The 19,288-nt window shown below is 43.9% G+C and carries 24 protein-coding genes and 1 pseudogene; 17 read left to right on the plus strand and 8 right to left on the minus strand.

The window, feature by feature from the left end:
- Window positions 1-66 precede the first annotated feature (66 nt).
- Together M4S28_RS19515 and M4S28_RS19520 are read right to left on the minus strand one after the other, a co-directional pair.
- Window positions 67-408: an ArsR/SmtB family transcription factor gene (locus tag M4S28_RS19515; RefSeq protein WP_249633581.1), complete on the minus strand. Its 342-nt coding sequence runs from the start codon at window positions 406-408 to the stop codon at window positions 67-69.
- Window positions 409-542: 134 nt separating this feature from the next.
- Window positions 543-1,067: an HPP family protein gene (locus M4S28_RS19520; protein WP_102498102.1), complete on the minus strand. Its 525-nt coding sequence runs from the start codon at window positions 1,065-1,067 to the stop codon at window positions 543-545.
- Between the two features lie 138 nt (window positions 1,068-1,205).
- Between M4S28_RS19520 and M4S28_RS19525 the strand changes: the two genes are divergently transcribed.
- The 4 genes from M4S28_RS19525 (at window position 1,206) to M4S28_RS19540 (ending at window position 4,741) form a co-directional block, all read left to right on the plus strand.
- On the plus strand, window positions 1,206-1,784 hold the full coding sequence (locus M4S28_RS19525; protein ID WP_249633582.1) for a TetR/AcrR family transcriptional regulator: 579 nt from the start codon (window positions 1,206-1,208) through the stop codon (window positions 1,782-1,784).
- A gap of 78 nt (window positions 1,785-1,862) precedes the next feature.
- Window positions 1,863-2,660, plus strand: a complete 798-nt coding sequence (locus M4S28_RS19530; RefSeq protein WP_249633583.1) for a Cof-type HAD-IIB family hydrolase — start codon at window positions 1,863-1,865, stop codon at window positions 2,658-2,660.
- Between the two features lie 190 nt (window positions 2,661-2,850).
- Entirely contained in the window at window positions 2,851-3,498 is a 648-nt protein-coding gene (locus M4S28_RS19535) for a DsbA family oxidoreductase (protein WP_249633584.1), read from the plus strand.
- A 34-nt stretch (window positions 3,499-3,532) separates the two neighbouring features.
- Window positions 3,533-4,741, plus strand: a complete 1,209-nt coding sequence (locus M4S28_RS19540; RefSeq protein WP_249633585.1) for a winged helix-turn-helix domain-containing protein — start codon at window positions 3,533-3,535, stop codon at window positions 4,739-4,741.
- A gap of 23 nt (window positions 4,742-4,764) precedes the next feature.
- Here M4S28_RS19540 and M4S28_RS19545 read toward each other — a convergent pair whose 3' ends face one another.
- Entirely contained in the window at window positions 4,765-5,625 is an 861-nt protein-coding gene (locus M4S28_RS19545; RefSeq protein ID WP_249633586.1) for a LysR substrate-binding domain-containing protein, read from the minus strand.
- A 106-nt stretch (window positions 5,626-5,731) separates the two neighbouring features.
- On the opposite strand from M4S28_RS19545, the gene M4S28_RS19550 reads away from it, so the two are divergent.
- From M4S28_RS19550 to M4S28_RS19565, 4 genes are all read left to right on the plus strand, one after another.
- A complete protein-coding gene (locus M4S28_RS19550; protein ID WP_249633587.1) occupies window positions 5,732-6,055 on the plus strand; it encodes a putative quinol monooxygenase in 324 nt (107 codons plus the stop codon).
- A gap of 3 nt (window positions 6,056-6,058) precedes the next feature.
- On the plus strand, window positions 6,059-7,033 hold the full coding sequence (locus tag M4S28_RS19555; RefSeq protein WP_249633588.1) for a Gfo/Idh/MocA family protein: 975 nt from the start codon (window positions 6,059-6,061) through the stop codon (window positions 7,031-7,033).
- Between the two features lie 198 nt (window positions 7,034-7,231).
- Entirely contained in the window at window positions 7,232-7,570 is a 339-nt protein-coding gene (locus M4S28_RS19560) for a Fis family transcriptional regulator (RefSeq protein ID WP_249633589.1), read from the plus strand.
- Window positions 7,571-7,620: 50 nt separating this feature from the next.
- Window positions 7,621-7,920 (plus strand): hypothetical protein, encoded by a 300-nt coding sequence (locus tag M4S28_RS19565; protein ID WP_237289593.1) that lies wholly within the window; start codon window positions 7,621-7,623, stop codon window positions 7,918-7,920.
- A 292-nt stretch (window positions 7,921-8,212) separates the two neighbouring features.
- Here M4S28_RS19565 and M4S28_RS19570 read toward each other — a convergent pair whose 3' ends face one another.
- The 4 genes from M4S28_RS19570 to ulaR form a co-directional block, all read right to left on the minus strand.
- Complete coding sequence (locus M4S28_RS19570; RefSeq protein WP_249633590.1) at window positions 8,213-9,112, minus strand: AraC family transcriptional regulator; 900 nt, start codon at window positions 9,110-9,112, stop codon at window positions 8,213-8,215.
- 138 nt (window positions 9,113-9,250) lie between these two features.
- Entirely contained in the window at window positions 9,251-9,493 is a 243-nt protein-coding gene (locus M4S28_RS19575; RefSeq protein WP_017078551.1) for a hypothetical protein, read from the minus strand.
- Between the two features lie 64 nt (window positions 9,494-9,557).
- Window positions 9,558-10,625 (minus strand): L-ascorbate 6-phosphate lactonase, encoded by a 1,068-nt coding sequence (gene ulaG, locus M4S28_RS19580; RefSeq protein WP_249633591.1) that lies wholly within the window; start codon window positions 10,623-10,625, stop codon window positions 9,558-9,560.
- Window positions 10,626-10,745: 120 nt separating this feature from the next.
- On the minus strand, window positions 10,746-11,501 hold the full coding sequence (ulaR, locus tag M4S28_RS19585; RefSeq protein ID WP_017081776.1) for an HTH-type transcriptional regulator UlaR: 756 nt from the start codon (window positions 11,499-11,501) through the stop codon (window positions 10,746-10,748).
- A gap of 340 nt (window positions 11,502-11,841) precedes the next feature.
- Between ulaR and M4S28_RS19590 the strand changes: the two genes are divergently transcribed.
- From M4S28_RS19590 to M4S28_RS19615, 6 genes are all read left to right on the plus strand, one after another.
- A complete protein-coding gene (locus tag M4S28_RS19590; RefSeq protein WP_017089477.1) occupies window positions 11,842-13,680 on the plus strand; it encodes a PTS ascorbate-specific subunit IIBC in 1,839 nt (612 codons plus the stop codon).
- Between the two features lie 66 nt (window positions 13,681-13,746).
- Entirely contained in the window at window positions 13,747-14,214 is a 468-nt protein-coding gene (locus M4S28_RS19595) for a PTS sugar transporter subunit IIA (protein WP_249633592.1), read from the plus strand.
- A 9-nt stretch (window positions 14,215-14,223) separates the two neighbouring features.
- Window positions 14,224-14,922 (plus strand): L-ribulose-5-phosphate 4-epimerase, encoded by a 699-nt coding sequence (locus M4S28_RS19600; RefSeq protein ID WP_017081779.1) that lies wholly within the window; start codon window positions 14,224-14,226, stop codon window positions 14,920-14,922.
- Between the two features lie 111 nt (window positions 14,923-15,033).
- Entirely contained in the window at window positions 15,034-15,855 is an 822-nt protein-coding gene (locus M4S28_RS19605; protein ID WP_249633593.1) for a pyridoxal phosphatase, read from the plus strand.
- A 4-nt stretch (window positions 15,856-15,859) separates the two neighbouring features.
- Complete coding sequence (locus M4S28_RS19610; RefSeq protein ID WP_017078555.1) at window positions 15,860-16,507, plus strand: 3-keto-L-gulonate-6-phosphate decarboxylase UlaD; 648 nt, start codon at window positions 15,860-15,862, stop codon at window positions 16,505-16,507.
- An 8-nt stretch (window positions 16,508-16,515) separates the two neighbouring features.
- Window positions 16,516-17,397, plus strand: coding sequence for an L-ribulose-5-phosphate 3-epimerase (locus M4S28_RS19615; RefSeq protein WP_249633594.1), 882 nt, complete (start codon window positions 16,516-16,518; stop codon window positions 17,395-17,397).
- A gap of 163 nt (window positions 17,398-17,560) precedes the next feature.
- Here the strand turns inward: M4S28_RS19615 and M4S28_RS19620 are convergent, their stop codons facing one another.
- A complete protein-coding gene (locus tag M4S28_RS19620) occupies window positions 17,561-17,770 on the minus strand; it encodes a hypothetical protein (protein WP_009845895.1) in 210 nt (69 codons plus the stop codon).
- A gap of 246 nt (window positions 17,771-18,016) precedes the next feature.
- On the opposite strand from M4S28_RS19620, the gene M4S28_RS19625 reads away from it, so the two are divergent.
- The 3 genes and pseudogenes from M4S28_RS19625 to M4S28_RS19635 all read left to right on the plus strand — a co-directional run bounded on the left by M4S28_RS19625 (window position 18,017) and on the right by M4S28_RS19635 (window position 19,230).
- The gene (locus M4S28_RS19625; protein WP_009845894.1) at window positions 18,017-18,646 is read left to right on the plus strand and encodes an HAD family hydrolase; all 630 of its coding nucleotides are present in this window, start codon (window positions 18,017-18,019) and stop codon (window positions 18,644-18,646) included.
- Window positions 18,647-18,650: 4 nt separating this feature from the next.
- Window positions 18,651-18,854 (plus strand): annotated as a pseudogene (locus M4S28_RS19630) (ribulose phosphate epimerase); the annotation flags it as partial.
- A 238-nt stretch (window positions 18,855-19,092) separates the two neighbouring features.
- The gene (locus M4S28_RS19635) at window positions 19,093-19,230 is read left to right on the plus strand and encodes a hypothetical protein (RefSeq protein ID WP_009845892.1); all 138 of its coding nucleotides are present in this window, start codon (window positions 19,093-19,095) and stop codon (window positions 19,228-19,230) included.
- The last annotated feature ends 58 nt before the right edge of the window (window positions 19,231-19,288 follow it).

Here is a 19,288-nt window from a genome sequence, read left to right on the forward strand (position 1 = left end):
AAAACGATATTTAAAGGCAAAAAATACGCTTAGTTTATTGTGTTCGACAAACTAAGCGTGGTTAATCTATTTTAAAATGGTGTCGATAAGCGATTCAAATTGCTGAATATTATCTCGGTTAATGCGATAGCACATCTTCGGTGGTATCGATTCAGCAGTGATGAAACCAGAGGTTTTCAAGATTCTTAGGTGCTCTGATACTGTCGATTGCGCCAAACCTAATTCGCTAACCAAATCACTGTTCAAACAGCCCCCCGATTTTTCTAGCGTTAAAAGGATACTCAATATACGAACTCTTGCCGGGTGAGCGAGCGCTTTGGCCAGAGCTGCCATTTGCGTTTCAGCTTCGGTATCACCATGTCCGATTGGTAGAGCGCAGCCACCAGTTGTAGGGCAAGTTTCGTTCATATTGATGTTTCGCTTTCCATAATCGTTAAAAGACGATTAATAGTAAGCCCATTTTATACAAGGGTCAATGTGATCTTTCAATTTGCTCTTAAGTTGGATACGAAAATCGTTACTTACTATTGAAATTCAACGGACTAAGACTTAGATGAACCAAACCAGTATAACGGCCATTTTTGTTGTGAATTGCTGTTATTCAATAACGCACCAATACCGACCAAAGCGATGCTGCCGATTAATACTGGAGTAAATAAGAACGTCCAATCCACATGCGTAGTACCTGCTAAAGCTATCACAATAGGATTAGCGCCAGCAGGTGGGTGAACCGCTCGAAAGTATTGCATTAGCATGATGGATGAGCCGACGGCGATTGCCATGGTTAAATAGGAATCCCCAAAGCCATATAACGCGATTAGACCAACAGCAGCCGAAATAAAGTGGCCCGCAATGACGTTTCTCGGTTGAGCTAATGGCGATGTAGGCACCGCAAACAGCAGTACGCACGTCGCACCAAATGGAGCCATTAACCACGGGAACCCAGAGCTTTCTGCTAATAAGCACAAGGTTAAGATGCCTAGCGTACCGCCAATAAAACCTTTAATAAGCTGGCTAATGCTTGCTTTCGGAGGAAGGGCTCCACCACCAGATAGTTTACCGATCATAATCATTTCCTCTTGTTATCTCTTTTTATTGCAAGTGTACAGATCTGTACTGTTTGATTTGAATCATACAGATCTGTACACTTCTTGCAACGAGAAATTGAGCTCTACGATTTCAGAGCGATTTGAGGTTGATGAACGATGAGTAAAAAAGATTTGATTCTGGATGTAGCGGAGTCGCTATTTAATCAGTATGGCTATACCGCAGTTGGAGTGGATATGATCCGAGACGAGGCGGCGGTGTCTAAAACCTCCATGTACCGCCATTTTGGCTCGAAAACCAAACTGATTGAAGCGGTGTTAGAGAGGCGTCATCAGCGTTTCGAGTCGAGTTTAGAAGCGGCGCTATCATCAACTTCTGGGATACAAAATCAACTCGATGCGCTGTTAGATTGGCACCTTGCGTGGTTTGAACAACCTGACTTCAAAGGCTGCATGTTCATGCACGCGCTCGCTGAATTTAAAGAGTCTGAAGATGACATTGCGATGCTCTCGCGACAGCACAAAGTTTGGCTCAAAAACAGCATTCGTGATGTGGTAAGAGGTAATGAAGAAGCAGACACTGCAATACTCGAATTACGCAGTGAATCGGTTATGACTTTTATCGAAGGACTTATTGTAACAAGTGAATTTGGTCAGCTTGATTCAAAGTCAGACTCAAACTCAAACAGACAAGCCTACCGAAAAGCATTGCATTCACTGGCTACTCTAGCGATATAATCGAAGGCAGAACCGTTACACAAGATAACGAAAAATCATAATTTACACTTTAATCTTTACTTATAGGTAAGCCCTGAAATGCCACAACAGAACATCAAATTTATCGCTGCTGATATGGACGGCACTCTGCTTAATGAACACGGAAAGTTAGACCCAGAATTTTTCAACCTTTACGAGCGCTTAGAATCTCAAGACATTATTTTTGCTGCGGCATCGGGTCGTCAGTACTACAGCTTGATGGAAACCTTTGCCCCACTAAAAGATCGCATGATGTTTGTTGCTGAAAACGGCACACTAGTGATGCACAAAGGCCAAGAGCTTTACAGCTGCTTACTTGATACTGATGCCATCAAAGACATCATTAAAGAAGCTCGTGCTATTGAAGGTGCACACGTTGTGCTTTGTGGTAAGAAATCAGCCTACATCGAAACCAAAGATGAGCGTGCTCTAGCGGAGATCTCTAAGTACTACCACCGCCGTGAGCAAGTAGAAGATTTACTGGCGGTAGAAGACGATTTCATCAAGGTGGCTATCTGTCACTTCGACGGCTCACAAGAGAAAGTGAACCCAACAATTGATGCCAAGTTTGGTGAGAACTACCAAGTGGTTGTCAGTGCGAAAATTTGGTTGGATGTGATGAATGCTGAAGCGTCAAAAGGCGCAGCGATTAAGCATCTACAAAACACATTAGGCTTCACTTACGAGCAGACCATGAGCTTTGGTGATTACCTAAATGACTTGGAAATGCTTAAAGAGAGCTACCACTCTTACGCGATGGAAAACGCACATCCAAAACTGAAAGAGATCGCTCGTTTTGGCGCGCCAAGTAACGTCGATGCAGGTGTGTTCCAAGTGCTAGAGAAGCTGCTAGCGTAACGCTCTTAAGCTCCAACAGATTTTGATGAAAGCCAACTCGGTAATATGAGTTGGCTTTTTTGTTGGCTACAGGTGCTGTGATTGGTATTAGTTAAATTTGAACGATTGTTCAGGTTGTTGTAGTCTGAAGATAAATTGGATGCCTGTTTATACAGCGGACATGCCTTATCAATGATCATTTGGAATGACGATGAGCAAGAAACTTCAACTCGATATTATTTCTGACGTAATGTGCCCGTGGTGCGTGGTCGGTTACAAAAACTTAGAGCAAGCTATTACTGAGCTTGGCTTAGCAGAGCAAATTGAACTTGAATGGCAGCCGTTTGAGCTTAACCCTGATATGCCGCAAGAGGGTGAAAACCTGCGTGACCATATCATGAGAAAATACGGTTCTAGCGCAGAAGAGAGCAAAAGTTCACGAGAACAACTTGCGGCGCGTGGCAAAGCGGTTGGTTTCGATTTCAATTTCTATGACAGCATGAGAATGGTGAATTCACGTCATCTGCATGTGCTGCTCGATTTTGCTCTAGCGCACGGTAAACAGACGGAGTTAAAGCTTCGCTTCTTTACGGCTCACTTTTCAGAGCAGAAAGATCTGTCTGATCTTGAGGTTATCGCGCAAGAACTTGAAGCAGTTGGTTTAGACTCAACCAAGGCACTGAAACGCTTGAAGAACATCGACAACTTAAAGCAAATTGAAGCGCAAGAGTTTGAATGGCAACGCATGGGCATCTCTGCGGTACCTACCGTGGTATTCAACCGCAAGAGTGCTGTCACTGGTGCGCAGACGGTCGAAACGTACAAGCAAATCCTTCAAGAACTTATTGCTGAATCATAAGCCGATTATTGGTATCAAATAGAGTCTGAATTACATGGAATCATTGTCACTCGCTCAAGCGCAAAAAATTGTACTGCTTTCGCAGAAATTGCCACCTAAGAAGCTGCCGCCTAAAAAGCAACGTAATGGCGGCGCCTTGTCGAATACGCTGTCTGCGATTGAAAACCTTGGCTATGTGCAAATTGATACTATCTCTGTGATTCAGCGAGCTCACCATCATACGCTGTGGAATCGCAATCAAGACTACCAACTTAACCATCTGGATAAGCTGTTAGAGCGTCGAGAAGTGTTTGAGTATTGGTCGCATGCTGCCTCTTATCTGCCTATGCGCGATTACCGCTTCAGCCTACATCGCAAGAATGGGTTTGCGAGCGGTAAACTCAAGCATTGGTATAAAAAGGATGACGCACTGATGGCTCATGTTCTCAAACGTATTGAGAGCGAAGGGCCATTAATGGCGAAAGACTTTGAAGGGGATAGACCCAACCCCGGCGGGTGGGGTGGCAAACCTGCTAAACAGGCGCTAGAGACTTTGTTTATGCAAGGTGACTTAATGGTGCCGAGCCGAGTGAACTTCCATAAGGTCTATGACCTAACCGAACGAGTTTTGCCGAGTGGCATTGATACCTCTGAACCAACGGAACAAGAGTACATCGAGCATCTGATAACACGTTATTTAGAGGCCAATGGTGTGGGAATAGCGTCGGAGATGAGCTATCTCCTCAAGAACACGAAACCATTGATACAGAAAACACTCCAACAGATGCTTGAAGATAAGCAGGTACTGAAAGTGGATATTCAAGGTTGTGATTATTATGTCCTGCCTGATGCTTTTGAGCTGTTGAATCAGCCTCTTTCTAGAACCAAGCTTAAGATACTCTCGCCATTTGATAACCTGCTGATTCAACGTAAGCGAATACAATCATTGTTCAACTTTGATTACCTTCTTGAGTGCTATGTTCCAGAAGCCAAGCGCCAGTTTGGTTACTTTAGTTTGCCGATTCTGTGGCAAGGTGAGCTGGTGGCACGAATGGATTGTAAGGTCGACAGGAAGAATGGCTTACTCAATATTCGCAACTTGGTTGTGGAAGAGCGAATTAAAAACCATGAATCATTAGTTCATGCCTTATGCGGTGAGCTAAAACACTTCATGGTGTTCAACCAATGTGATGAGATGGTCGTCCATAACACCACGCCCTCCGACCTTGGCAAACGCTTGATGAGCCATTGGCAAACAGTCTAGCGGCTTGGTTGTTTAGAAAACGCTTAGTTACTCGGTAGAGAGGCTAATAAAAATTCGACAAAGGTTCTGTTCTTCAATGACAGTTGTTTGGTTTTGTAGAGCAAGTGAATCGGCTTAGGTAACGGCGCCATGCCGGGTAGGATTTCCAATAGCGTGCCATGCTCAATCTCTTCTGCGACTAAGATAGTTGGCTGTAACAAAATACCCACAGCTTGCAGAGCGGCATATCGCAATACATCCCCATTATTCGACATCAAGCGCACGCGTTCTTTATTCGGTGTGGCGTGAGGGGCTTGGCTGCTGTAACTGAACCCAAGTGATGGGTGCTGCGCCAAGTCTTCTAGTACTCTGATTTCAGCATGTTGGTTTAGGTAAGCGGGCGCGGCGCAATAACACATCTCATAATCCCCTAAATACCTTGCGACCAAACTTGAATCGGACAGGTCACCAATACGCACAATCAGATCAATGTCGGATGAATAAGGGTCAACAAGATCATTATTCAACATCAGCTCAACGTTAATGGTTGGGTGATGTGCGAGAAATTTGGCCACGATTGGGGCAACTACCTTATTCCCATAGGTGACTGGACAGTTTATTTTTACCGTCCCTTGTGGCTGGTTCTCCAGGGTTTGAATCAGGTTCTCTGCATTGCTGATGTCTTCGAGAATTCGCTTACATTCTCGATAATAAAGCTGCCCTGAATCGGTTAACGATTGCTTACGCGTGGTGCGGTGGATCAGTTGAGAATTCAAACTAGTTTCTAAGGAATGGACATGTTTACTGATCATGGTCGCCGACAAGTTGAAGTGGTTTGCGGCACTGCGAAAGCTGCCTTGTTCCACAACATAGACGAAGACTTTCATGCTGGTTAACTTATCCATTAAACACTCTTGGTTGATAAACAATAAACAAAAGGTGAGTTTATCAATTATTAGGGGTTAATTATATTAGTGGCAAACCGATAATTAACTAAAATAAGAGCGTGAAATGCCTCAAACGAATGAAACTATCTTTGTTACTGCCGAACTTAAGATCAAAACCAACATAGAACGAGCTGCTGCGATCGAAGCTATCGAACAGTTTTGTTTAGACATGCAGAGCGAGTCGGGTTGCCTACAAGCGATTGCAACCTATGATCAAAGCCAAAGCGATCGTGTGATCTTGCTTGAACAATACGCAAACCGCGAGGCGATTAATCAGCACTTTGTGATGCCTCATACCAAATCGTTTATTGAGCGTGATATTACGGAATTGGTGCAAGCATTTGAAACGCAACGTGGACCTATCAAAACACAAGAGCAGGAGATATAAGCCATGAAATGGGGAATCCTAGGAACCAGCTTTATCTCAGGCGTAATGGCGGATGCGATTAAAGGCGATGCTCAAAGCGAGCTGTATGCCGTTGCTGGTCGTACTGAAAAAACACTTAACGAGTTTGCTGCGCAGTACCAGCCAACACGAACCTTCAACAGCTATGAAGCTTTGATTGAAGATGAGTCGGTCGACATTATCTACATTGCTCTACCAAACCATGTTCACCACGAATACGTAATCAAAGCGGCTCAAAAAGGCAAAGCGATTCTGTGTGAAAAGTCGTTGTCGGTTGATATGGAAAAAACCGAGCAAGCTCTGCAAGCGGTGAAAGTATCTGGTGTGTTCTTCGCAGAAGGTCTGATGTACCTAAACCACCCATTGATTGCCAAGCTTCATCAAGAGTTGGCTACAGGTGAGATTGGTGAGGTGCGCTCAATTCAAGGGTCTTATGTTGCGGCGATTGATCAGTTTGTGAATCCTGCCAGCAAAGGCGCGTTGTACAACCTTGGCTGTTATCCAATGTCGCTGATTCACTCTGTTGCGCAGCAACAATTTGGCGAGAGCGTGTTCGATGATGTACAGATCTCAGCAATCGGTCGACGAGGCCAAGATGGCAATATCTGTGAATCGTCGGCGATGATGCGCTTCAATGACCGTTTTACCGCACAAATCCATACCGCAGAAGACCACGGCTTAAAGCATGGCTTCACGATTTTAGGTAGCAAAGGCTGTATCACTCTCGACACAAATCCATGGTTACCGACCGAAGACAACTTGTTCACGGTTGAGGTTTATGAAACATCGAAACGTGAAGTGAAAGTCGAAGCGCAAGGCGATGGCTTCCATTATCAAGTGCGTAATATCCGCCAAGCAGTTGAGCAAGGTGACACGCAACTTGCTGCGCCAATGGCGACTCATCAAGACTCGCGCGTAATAATGAAGCTATTGACCGATTGGGAACAAGCGGCGAGCTAAGAGCTTCGTAAATTCTATATTCGCCTCATGTTTGATTGCCTCGTCAGTGATCAAGCATGAGGCGTTTCATCTATATCTTCCAGCCGACTCTCCCAATAAATACTTTGCATTTGAAACCGCCACAGTGTCCAATGTCGATTAAGACAATATTGACCGAAAAACCTTATTTTTTAAGGTGTTAAATAGGACCTTTGCCGCATGCGTAAATCAGATAAGAAAATCGAAAATCAAATCAGAGACGTGTTAATTGACGTTTGTGAAGACACGTTAAAAGGCTTCGGTGGTTTTCTGTGGGTGACTCATACGGTCAATTTTTCTTCTTTTCCACAGAGCCTAAAAATCGTCTGCGTATTCGACACCAATCAAGATAGAGCTAACTTCTTAGAGGGAGGAGGTCAGCAGGAGGTCTCTGTTACCATCCAAAAGGCGTTTAGTCAGGTTGGGATTACATTGAAGAATATCGATAAGCACGTGAGCTTCGATACACAAGAGAATTGCGACCGTGACCATCAAGGGAAGTGGAATAAAAGGCTTTAGTACTCTTACTTCTTTAGAGCCCCCCTGTGTTGTGATAAAAAGGTCGTGAAATGAAAAAAGCTCAAATATCGCTTAACAAGAACACACTGCTAGGTGTGTTCGAGCAACTTTTAATATTAGCCTTATGGCTGCTCGCAGGAAGTGTCGTTTGGTTTGTTTGGTTTGTGTGGGGGATTAACGTTGTCCCCTTTGACGATCCTTACCTCTCTGATACTGAGTATCAACGTTTAATTAAGCAAGAAACTCAGCTGATCAATATCGGCCTATGGGTAGGTAAGCTCTATATCGCGTGTGTGGTGATGTTTTTTATTGTACGAGTTAGGAAAGTGCTTCGAGCCTCAAGCGATTGATGAAATCAGTAAGGGGTTCGCTTTGAACTGTCTTAACCGTTAGGTGGAAATGGTAAGGCAAAATTTAGCTTACCTCCAGTTTGTATCCCGCTCATTTTGATTATCATGGTCCAAATCCGTTTGGGCTATGACATTACTGGTGTCTACTAGTATTTATTCTCATTTATTGACTAAAAATCTTCGAAACAGGCCGGCTCTATCTCCAACCTAATTACGTAACAAAGCTGTTGGAAAGCGCTCTAAAGAGACGAAAGCCTACGCGAAGTAGGCTTTGTTATTGTATTTACTCTTGTTACTTAATTGCAGTACAGAAGCTGACGTCTGAATGCTGAGTTTGCGGATCGTAGCTGTGGTAGAGCTCAAAACAAGGTCGGTCTTCGGTTTCAATGCCGGATTCAATGACGTTACTCATTAAATCATCCCATGCTTTTGCATATTGACCGACTTCGGTGATCGTTTGTCTCATCACCGCATATTGCCCACCGGGAAAATCTTTTAATTCGATCCCACTTGGTACTTCAGTGTCGTCTGAAACCATCAAGCAGATGTCTGTTCGGCACTTCTCTGTTGGAGTGATTTCTGGATTGTCATGATAGATAAAGATGCAACTATTACTCGCTAGTCCTTTCATTTCTGCCCATTGATAAAGACGACCGCTTGGCTCTTCATAGCCTTGTCCATAGGGGCCTGTCACTCGTACATACGCCAGTTTTGATGCTTCAAATTTTTGTGTTTTCATTGTCATACTCCATGTTGAAAGTTCGGAGTTAGTATATGAATTGCCGTCAGTTGCATCGTTTCCATTCTTGCGCAATGAGTGTCCAATCTTGCTATTTCGAGTTAACTCGCTGAACGCTTGGTAATCTTCGCAATCACGGAATGCACTGGGTGTGACACCAAAGTGTTGCTTGAATGCCTTGGCAAAACTTTGTGATGATGAGAACCCGTAGTCCAATGCGATATTAATAATGGGCTGCTTGGATTTGAATAGATCATTAGCTGCTGCTTCGAGTCTCAATCGGCGAATGAAATCAGCAAGGGTCTCGCCCTGAACGGCCTTAAAAGTACGATGAAAATGGTAGGGTGAAAAGTTGGCTAACGCCGCGACCTCGATTAGGTTGAGTGGCTCGTTAAAGTGCTTCTCTAGATAGCGGACAACGGGAATCAGCCGTTTGTGATAGTCAACTTTCATTGCTTTGCTCGCCTGTCTTGGCTTGTTATTGGTATTAGACAGAGAGCCTAACCTATCCAAACAGAGTTTCAATATTCACAGTGTAAAGGTGAGATGGACAAAGGGGATCATGTGATGAACTGGGGGAGTCAGAAGGCTCTAGAGGTTTTGCATATCGACTGATTGATGATTGAAGCCAATTGACCTTGCTGCATTAAGCAGAGCTTGTTGGGTTTTGAACACTCTTGGTTTCAGCTTTCTGTCAGACTCTAAGAAACTATTTACTCCCCATTTATTGCTTCGAACCATTAGATAATAACCATCATTATTTGGAGAGTTAACGGCAACGGCTGATTCTAGATCACCACGCTTGAAGTGATGTTTAAATTCGCGCAACAACATAAAAATTCCATTTTAGTAGATAAAGAAAAGGGAGCTCATGCTCCCTCCTTGGTTGATTTTCTAATTACAAGAATGCACGGTATGGCAGTTCTGGATCATTTTTAAAGATATCTGCAAAGCCGCGGAAGTGTTGGTAGTGCATGCGACCTTTATCTGTAGGGTAAGTGTATCGACCACCGACTTGCCAGAAGAAAGGTGCGAAGCCGTATTGGAGACGCTCTTTCTTCATGTTCCAAAGCATTTCAATTTCACGTGGGTCGTTTTGGAAGTTAGCCCAGATATCGTGGTGGAAAGGAACCACGACTTCACAATCCAAAGATTCAGCGGCACGTAAAATGTCTGAAGACGTCATTTTGTCAGTCACGCCACGTGGGTTCTCACCGTAAGAAAGCAGAGCCACATCGATCTTGTGGTCGTTACCGTGTTTAGCGTAGTAGTTTGAGTAGTGTGAATCACCAGAGTGGTAAACAGAACCGCCGGTAGTTTCTACTAAGTAGTTCACTGCACGGTCGTCCATGCCGCCTAAGATCTCGGTATCTAAAGAAGAAGTGCCTTCAGGCAGTGTAACAAGTGCAGTACGGTCGAATGCGTCTAGAACTTTGATGTTCACGTCTTTGATCTTAATCTCGTTGCCAACTTTCGCGATAACACAACGATCTTCTGGCACCCCCCATTTCATCCATAAATCAACACACGCTTTAGGACCAATGAATTTAACGTGATCGCCACAGTTTTGTAGAACGGCTGCAGCAACGTTGATGTCAATGTGGTCGCCGTGATCATGAGAAGCCATCACTGCATCGATCTCTTTAATAGCGAAAGGGTCCAGTGGGAAGATTGCAGTACGTAGGTTTGGTTGAAGTGCTTCAACACCGCCCATACGCATCATTTGGTGCTGGTTTTTCATTTTTTGAACAGCTTGTGTTTTTTTACCAGTACCACACCAGAAGTCCATTGATAGGTTTGCACCACCTTCTGATTTTAGCCAAATACCTGTACAGCCAAGCCACCACATAGAAAATGTATTCGGTTGCACGACAGTTTGCTCGATCTCTTCATTTAACCATGTGCCCCACTCAGGGAATGTATTTAGGATCCAAGACTCGCGAGTAATTTCGTTTACGTTGCTCATGATAATACCTTTTATTTCAATAATTTGATTAATTTTGGATGTAGGGAACCGAGCGCCCTAATTTTGATTAAGGCACTGAGCTAAATTTATTATTATTTGGTGGGCTTGCTCGCCCTGGATTTAAACTAGGATGACTTGCGTCCCTTGTGCTTCAATCCGCTTAACGACGTCTGGGTTGGCTTCTTTACCGGTGATGACTATGTCAATTTGCTTAGCGCTGCAAAATAACATTCCAGTACGTTGCCCAACTTTTGAGCTGTCGACTACGACGACAAGCTTGTCTACTTGTTCAAGCATTTGCTGTTCTGCGACAGCGGTTAACATGTCTGCTTTATAGAGGCCAGCATCGGTTAAGCCTTTACCAGAGGTAAACATCCAGTTTCCGGCATAGCCTCCCAGTGAATTGGGCGCGGGATTTAAAAAGATGTTCTGTGCTTTGTTGTATTGACCACCAATGATGATGACATCGTCATGATCTTCGTTGATCAAGTAGCTTGCGAGTGGGAAGTAGTTCGTTACGATCTGAACATCTTCCCCACATAACTGTTGTCCAAGTAGGAACGCAGTAGAACCACAGTTGATAACGACTGTATCGCCAGCCTCGCAAAGTCCAGCTGCTGCTTGTGCAATCTCAGCTTTCTCTTCATAGAAATCAGTGCTGTTTATATTGAGTGGTGACCACTTTCTCTTCTGAGTCTCTACTCGTTCTGCACCGTTTCGAATTTTTCTAAGCCTACCAACTTCATCCAGTTTAGCGATGTCGCGTCTTGCTGTAGCTGGTGAAACGCTAAATTTATCAATGATATGTGAGACGTTTATTGTCTGCATATCTTCTAACAGCGACACAATGCCGTTATGTCTTTGTACTTCATTCATATTTATCACTCTTTATGTCGTTGTGACAATTTGATGATTACTTTTGATTTGTTTTGATTCTAATAATCACCATCATGATTGTCAAACTACATCGCTATAAAAACCAGATCTTAATCGCAATCATTTTTAAGTTGTTGATTTTATTCATTTTGTTGTTTTTCGGTGTGATCCGAAGCTCAATTAGGCACATTCTGGGTGTGGTTAATTGATATAAATCAAAGTAATCACAAGTGAGCATTGAATGATTACTTTTGATTGGTAAAGTTTAGTTCGTGAGCAAAACTAGACATCATCACATCCTACAAACCATTAAAATTAAAAATTAATTAGGGGTAAAGATATGGAATTCTTATACGATATTTTCTATATTTTTTACAGTCAGGTAATGACCAAAGCACCATTGCTACTCGGTCTTGTTACTTGTCTGGGTTACATTCTACTCAAGCGTGACGCAACAACTATTATCTCCGGCTCTATTAAAACCATCGTTGGTTTCATGATAGTTCAGGTAGGTGCAGGAACATTGGTAGCGGGTTTCAAACCGGTGATTTTGAAAATGAGTGAGATTCATGGATTGACGGGGTCAGTGATAGACCCTTACACAACCATGATGTCTACCATGGAAACCATGGGCGACAATTACTCTTGGGTCGGGTATGCAGTACTGTTGGCACTGGGACTGAACATTCTTCTTGTTGCCTTCCGCCGCATTACTGGTATCAGAACCATCATGCTGACGGGACATATTATGTTCCAACAAGCTGGTCTCATTGCTGTTTTCTACTTCGTGCTTGGCGCAGGTATGTGGGAAACCATCATCTATTCAGCAATATTGATGGCGTTGTACTGGGGTATCTCGTCAAATATCATGTTCAAGCCGACTCAAGAAGTGACTGGCGGGGCGGGTTTCTCTATTGGTCACCAACAACAGTTTGCGTCATGGGTAGCGACAAAGGTTGCTCCTAAGCTTGGCGACAAAAATGACAGCGTTGACCACATCAAACTGCCTAAATGGTTACACATTTTCCACGATAGCATCGCAGCGACAACGTTAGTCATGACTGCTTTCTTCGGCATTATTCTTCTTTCATTTGGTCTTGATAACCTTCAAGACATGGCAGGGAAAACACACTGGTTTATCTATATTTTCGAAACTGGTCTGAAATTCGCAGTCGCTATTCAAGTTATTGTAACGGGCGTCCGTATGTTCGTAGCGGAGTTATCAGAAGCCTTTAACGGTATTTCTCAACGTCTTATTCCTAATGCTGTTTTAGCAATCGATTGTGCAGCTATCTACGCATATTCTCCAAATGCAATGGTATTCGGTTTCATGTGGGGCGCTGTTGGCCAATTCACAGCCGTTCTTGCAATGTTAGCCTTTGATTCCCCTATCATGATTATTCCTGGCTTTATCCCTATGTTCTTCTCGAACGCAACTATCGGTGTGTTTGCTAACCACTTTGGTGGTTGGAAAGCGGTAATGAAGATCTGTTTCGTGATGGGCATCATCGAAGTGGTTGGTTCTGCTTGGGCAATTCATATCTTTGCTCAATCGGGTGCAGAGTTTAATGGCTGGATGGGTATGGCTGACTGGGCTCTCGTCTTCCCACCTATCATGCAAGGTATCTCGAGCTCTAATATGTTCTTCTTCGGGATTCTGGCTTTAGCTGGTGTCTACATGTACTTCGCTTCTAAGCAACTACGAGCTGAAGAAGACGCAGAAGCTGCCGCTGAAACAATGACCGCGGTAACACCTGAAGGTATTGAGGTTGAAATCGCAGTACCACAACAATCGACAGCAACCGCTGAAGCGCCATCAGCTTCTACGACGTCAGCTTCTGCAACGTCAGAAATTCGCGTCTCACCAGCAGCTGACCAGAAACCGGTTCGTGTCTTAGTGTGCTGTGGTTCAGGTCAAGGTTCTTCAATGATGTGTTCTAAGAAAATCAAAGAGTACTTGGACAAGAAAGGCATCCCAAGCTCGACCTTTAACAGCGCCATTACTGATTACAAATCGCACCTTGGTTCATTCGACATCATCGTTACGTCGGTTGCGCTTGCTGCGAAGATCACTGGCCTGCCGGAAGGTAAGCAACAGTTAGCGGTTAAGAACATGATTATGGTGAAAACTTTCGGCGACGAACTGGTTTCCATCATCGAGAACAACTTCCACAAATAATGATAAACGGCTCAGTGGTGTCGAACTACTGAGCCAATAAAAACAATTATATAAGTGAGCAATAACATGAACTTAAAAGAATCTCTTATCAAGAATAACTCTATCCTACTGAACGCAACAGCCGCTGACTGGAAAGCGGCGATCAAGTTAGGTACTGACGCATTGGTTAAAGCTGGTATTGCTGAAGAGCGTTACTACGACGCGATTACCAAAGCGATTGGTGAAGAAGGCCCTTACATCTGTATTCACGATGCGTTCGCACTCCCTCACTGCCGCCCTGAAGATGGTGTTATTCGCACTGGGTTTGCGTTAACCGTGCTTGAAACGCCTATTACTTTTGAAGGTGTTGATGAGCCTGTTGATGTACTGATCACGCTAGCGGGTAAAGACTCAGAAGAGCACATCGAAGGCACCATGCAAGTGGCGAACTTGATTGAATTTGACGAAGATTTCTCGAAACTTCGTGCCTGCAAAAGCCCAGAAGAAGTCGCGCGTTTAATTGATGCTGCTTTGTTGCAAGCGGAAGCGGCTTAAGGAGTCGATATGTCTAAATATAGTCAATTGAAACAACGTGTCTTAGAAGCGAATTTGCAGCTTCCGAAGTACGGTTTGGTGACATTCACTTGGGGAAATGTCTCTGAGTTTGACCGTACTAATGGCGTGATAGCGATTAAACCATCGGGTGTTGAATACAGTGATATGACGGCTGAAGACATGGTGGTCGTCGATCTAGAAGGCAACATTGTTGAAGGGAAACTTAATCCTTCAAGTGATACCGCAACTCACTTAGAGCTTTACAAAGCTTTCCCTGAGGTCAGTGGCATTGTTCACACACATTCACGCAGTGCCACAATTTGGGCGCAAGCGGGTATCGATATTCCAGCATTGGGCACTACTCATGCGGACTATTTCTACGGTGACATCCCATGTACACGTCGATTGTCTCACTCTGAAATTGCTGAAGAGTACGAGAAAAATACTGGCTTGGTGATCATTGAAGAGTTCAAGCAACGCCGAATTGATCCAATGGCCGTTCCCAGCGTGATTGTTGCAGGACATGCGCCTTTCTCTTGGGGCAAAGACGCCAACGATGCGGTTCACAACGCGGTGGTATTAGAAGAAGTTTCTGCAATGGCGTTGGCAACGCGCACCTTGAACAGCGGCATCAAAATTCAGCCAGAACTATCCGACAAACACTACTTACGTAAGCACGGTGAAAATGCTTATTACGGCCAACAGTAAATCGACTGTTCGTTTAAGTAGGCTGTTTAAGTAAGCCGTTTAACGAGCTTCGACTCTAAGTAGTTTCAATATTGACTAGGCCCGACTTCAGGGAATAAGTGAGAGGACTCTATGTATAAAGTGCTGGCGTTAGATCTCGATGGAACCGTGTTAAAGGATGACCACACGATTCATCCAGAACTGAAAAAGGCGATCCAAGAAGCCAAACAAAGTTGTCATGTCGTGATTGTGACTGGTCGACACCACACAGCAGCACGACCTTATTACTACGAATTGGGGTTAGATACGCCAATCATTTGCTGTAACGGCACTTATGTTTATGACTATCAAACTGAAACGGTACTGACTCAAAATTCCATAGGTAAAGACAAAGCGCTGACCTTCATCGATATGGCAGACGAGTTTCAGCTCAAAATGGTCATGTACATCACGCATGCCATGACGTACTCACACTACAACCCATTTGCCTACATGTTGGCATTGGAAAGTTGGGCAGAAACGGCACCAGAGCAGCATCGCCCTCAAATTTACCAAGTGGAATCATTCATTGAAACGGCTCAGCAAGCCGAACACGTTTGGAAGTTTGTGGTGGAAGGTAGCCAAGACTCAGTAGACCGATTAATGCAACACCCATGGATAGAAGAGAACTTCAACGGTGAGCGTTCTTGGTCAAACCGAATCGACTTTGCTGCAAAAGGTAACAGTAAGGGCCTACGCCTTGCTGAATACATCGCAGAACTCGGTTATCACGCCGATGACGTCATTGCCGTCGGTGATAACCATAACGATATATCCATGCTCAAGTACGCCGGATTAGGCGTAGCGATGCTCAATGCTGATGACATCGTCAAGTCACACGTTCAATGCGTGTGCTCAACAGATAACAACCATGATGGCTTAGCCCGTCTAATACGTGAACAAATTAAAGGATAACAACATGACTAAACCAATGATTCAGATCGCCCTAGACCAAACAAACCTTCCTGCAGCAATTGAAGTGGCAAACAACGTTGAAAGCTTTGTTGATGTGATTGAAGTGGGCACTATTTTGGCTTTCGCCGAAGGCATGACGGCGGTTTCTACGCTTCGTAAAAACCACCCAGACCATATCCTTGTATGCGATATGAAAACCACCGATGGTGGCGCAATTCTAGCGCGTATGGCATTTGAAGCAGGCTCCGACTGGATTACCGTTTCTGCAGCCGCACACATTGCGACTATTGGTGCATGTAAGAAAGTCGCCGATGAATTTAACGGTGAAATCCAAATCGAAATTTATGGTAACTGGACAATGGACGATGCTCAATCTTGGGTCGACCTAGGTATCTCTCAAGCTATCTATCACCGTTCTCGTGACGCTGAATTAGCTGGTGTGGGCTGGACAGAAGAAGATCTAGTGAAGATGCGCGCCTTGTCTGAAATGGGCATCGAGCTTTCCATCACAGGTGGCATCGTGCCTGAAGACCTATACCTATTTGAAGGTATTAAAGCGAAAACCTTTATCGCAGGCCGCGCACTTGCGGGTGACAAAGGTAAAGAGACAGCAGAAGCGCTAAAAGCTCAGATCGACCGTTACTGGAACTAGGAGGCGTTATGTATCAAAACCTGTTACGCCATCGTGTAGGGCTTTATGAGAAGGCTCTACCTAACGAACTCAGCTGGGAAGATAAACTTAAGCAAACCAAAGAACTCGGCTTTGATTTTCTTGAGATATCGGTAGACGAATCAGACGAGCGTCGCAGCCGACTAGATTGGAATGACGAAGAAGTTTATGCCTTGCGTCGTCTTTGTGAAAAGCACGGCGTACCGTTGCAATCCATGTGTTTAAGCGCGCATCGTAAGTTCCCATTTGGTTCAGCAGATCCTGTGATTCGAGAACAAGCGGTTATCCATATGGAGAAAGCGATCTCGTTGGCTTATAAGTTGGGTATTCGTACCATCCAACTGGCTGGCTATGACGTTTACTACGAGCCCGCCGATAAAGTGACTCACCAAAGGTTCATTGAAGGAATGAAGCTTTCGGCACAGTTGGCTGAAAGGTCGGGCGTAATGCTTGCTGTGGAAATCATGGATACCGATTACTTGAACTCTTTGAGTAAGTTCGAAGTGCTGAGTCGCGAAGTCAATTCACCGTATTTCACGGCGTATCCGGATGTGGGTAATATTTCTGGTTGGAATTACGACATAGTGACTGAGCTAAAACTGAGTAAGCCTCATATCACTCAGATCCACCTCAAAGACACTTATAAAGTGACTGACGAGTACAAAGGGCAGTTTCGAGACTTAGTGATTGGTGATGGCGAAGTTGACTTCAATGCTATTTTTGAAACGTTGAAAGAGACTGAGTGCGTTGTACCACTCGTGATCGAGATGTGGGCTCAAGATGAACGTTGGAAAGAGAATATTCTCACGGCACAAAAACGTTTGAATGATGTTTGTGTGCAAACGAGTATTCCGAGATTGTTTGACCACTAGCTATACCTAGAATTATCAAACCAGTTTCTCTTTGCGTTCTCCATGCTCCTAACGAAAAGAGAAAATGCAGTATATTGCCCCCAATATGCTGCATTTTTATATCAACATGTCGCTCTAAACTTTTGAAGCTGAGGTTATGTCAATTTCGAAATAGTGGCGGTTCTTAAACAGCGATCGTCACATGATCACGGCCCACTTCAGCCATCTGAATCAGGTAGTCCGTATGGTACTTCTTCTTGATGACGATTTGGCTACCGATTTCAGCAACAATCTTTACCACTTCCAACGCATCAGAAGGATGCAATGAAGAGTCTTTTGAAATTTCGATATTAACGCCTAAATTTGCCAGTTTGATGATGTCGCTAGAATGCATGGTCGTGTCCAAAGTATTTGATTTTCGTGGACTATATCATCTTCAATTTATGCAACTCTACTTGGTTTAAGTAAAAATGGGTGAGATGTGCTCAAAATATGATTTCAATAGTAAAACAACGGCTTTTATTGCATCAATTCGTTTAATTGTCGGATTGTTGAATAAGATCATATTAAGACGATCATGAATAGGTTTTATGTATGGTGATTAGTAGTATGAGTCTCAAAACAATATGAGAGATTGACGATGCCAAAGTTAGATAAATATAAAGGAATTATTTTTGATCTCGATGGGACTCTGGTCAATTCTATGGTGGCACACGCTCATGCATGGGAACAAACTTGTCAGAAGTTTGGTATTCCCTATGACAAAGAATGGCTCGATCAACTTGGTGGGATGCCATCGCGAAAAGTGACTCAAGAGATCCTTAAGCGTTACGATCTAACTCTTGATGCTCAACAAATTACTTCGGACAAAATCGCCAACTTCGAAGCCATTGAGCATAAAGGTGATGTTATCCCAGAGACCTACGCACTCTTACAGCAACAGTATCAGTTGAAAAAGATAGGTATCGGCACTGGTGCTCAAGCCAAGCATGCAAGGGCGATTTTAAAGACGACCGATATCCCATCAATGATACGTACGATTGTGACTTCAGATGACGTAGAAAATCACAAACCGAACCCAGATACTTTTCTGAAAGTCGCTAGCCAGTTAGAGCTTGAACCGAGCGATTGTGTGGTGTTTGAAGATACGATTATAGGCCAGCACGCAGCGACATCGGCAGGCATGGATTGCTACATGGTTGAAAACGGGCAGATAACTAAATTTGTTCCAGCGAATGGTTTGGAAGTGGGTAGCGGACCTGAGCTCTGAAACTAAGCTGCGTTCAATCAGAACGCGCATTAATGAATCAGGTCGAAATATTCGTTTAGAAGTCGACGATGGTGTGAAAGTTAACAACATAAAAGAGATTGCTGAAGCGGGTGCCGATATGTTCGTTGCGGGCTCTGCTATTTTTGATAGTGAAGATTATCAACAAGCTATCGATTCAATGCGAGCGGAGTTGGCTCAATTGAATTAAGTAGTGTATCGACTGCTGTATAAAGGCTCGAAGTGTTCTGTGTATCAGGCTTCGGGCTTTTTTTGTATCTAATAGATGTTGATCTAATGAAAAACCCCGTGGAGTAAGGGAGGTTGCGTTGTTGGAGTTCTCTTCAGTTATAGCTTTTTCATTGTGTAATAAAACTACAGTTATTGTTGACTTTGGTCACATAACGGCGCAAAATTGACCTCAGATCACACAACGATGAGAATACAGTATGAACGCTACAGTAATCACAAATGAAAACAACGCATCACTAGCAAAACCTTCAGTAATGAATGAAGTTCTATTTTTTGCTAAGTCTACCGTTATCATGGGTGCAATTATCCTACTTGTTGCTTCTGCTTGGGTTTAATTCCTTAAATAAACCCGCGTTAAGTGTGATCAGTGGTGGTGATTAGCCACTCACTGGT

It is taken from the genome of Vibrio sp. J383 (genome assembly GCF_023503985.1).
Classification (GTDB): domain Bacteria; phylum Pseudomonadota; class Gammaproteobacteria; order Enterobacterales; family Vibrionaceae; genus Vibrio; species Vibrio splendidus.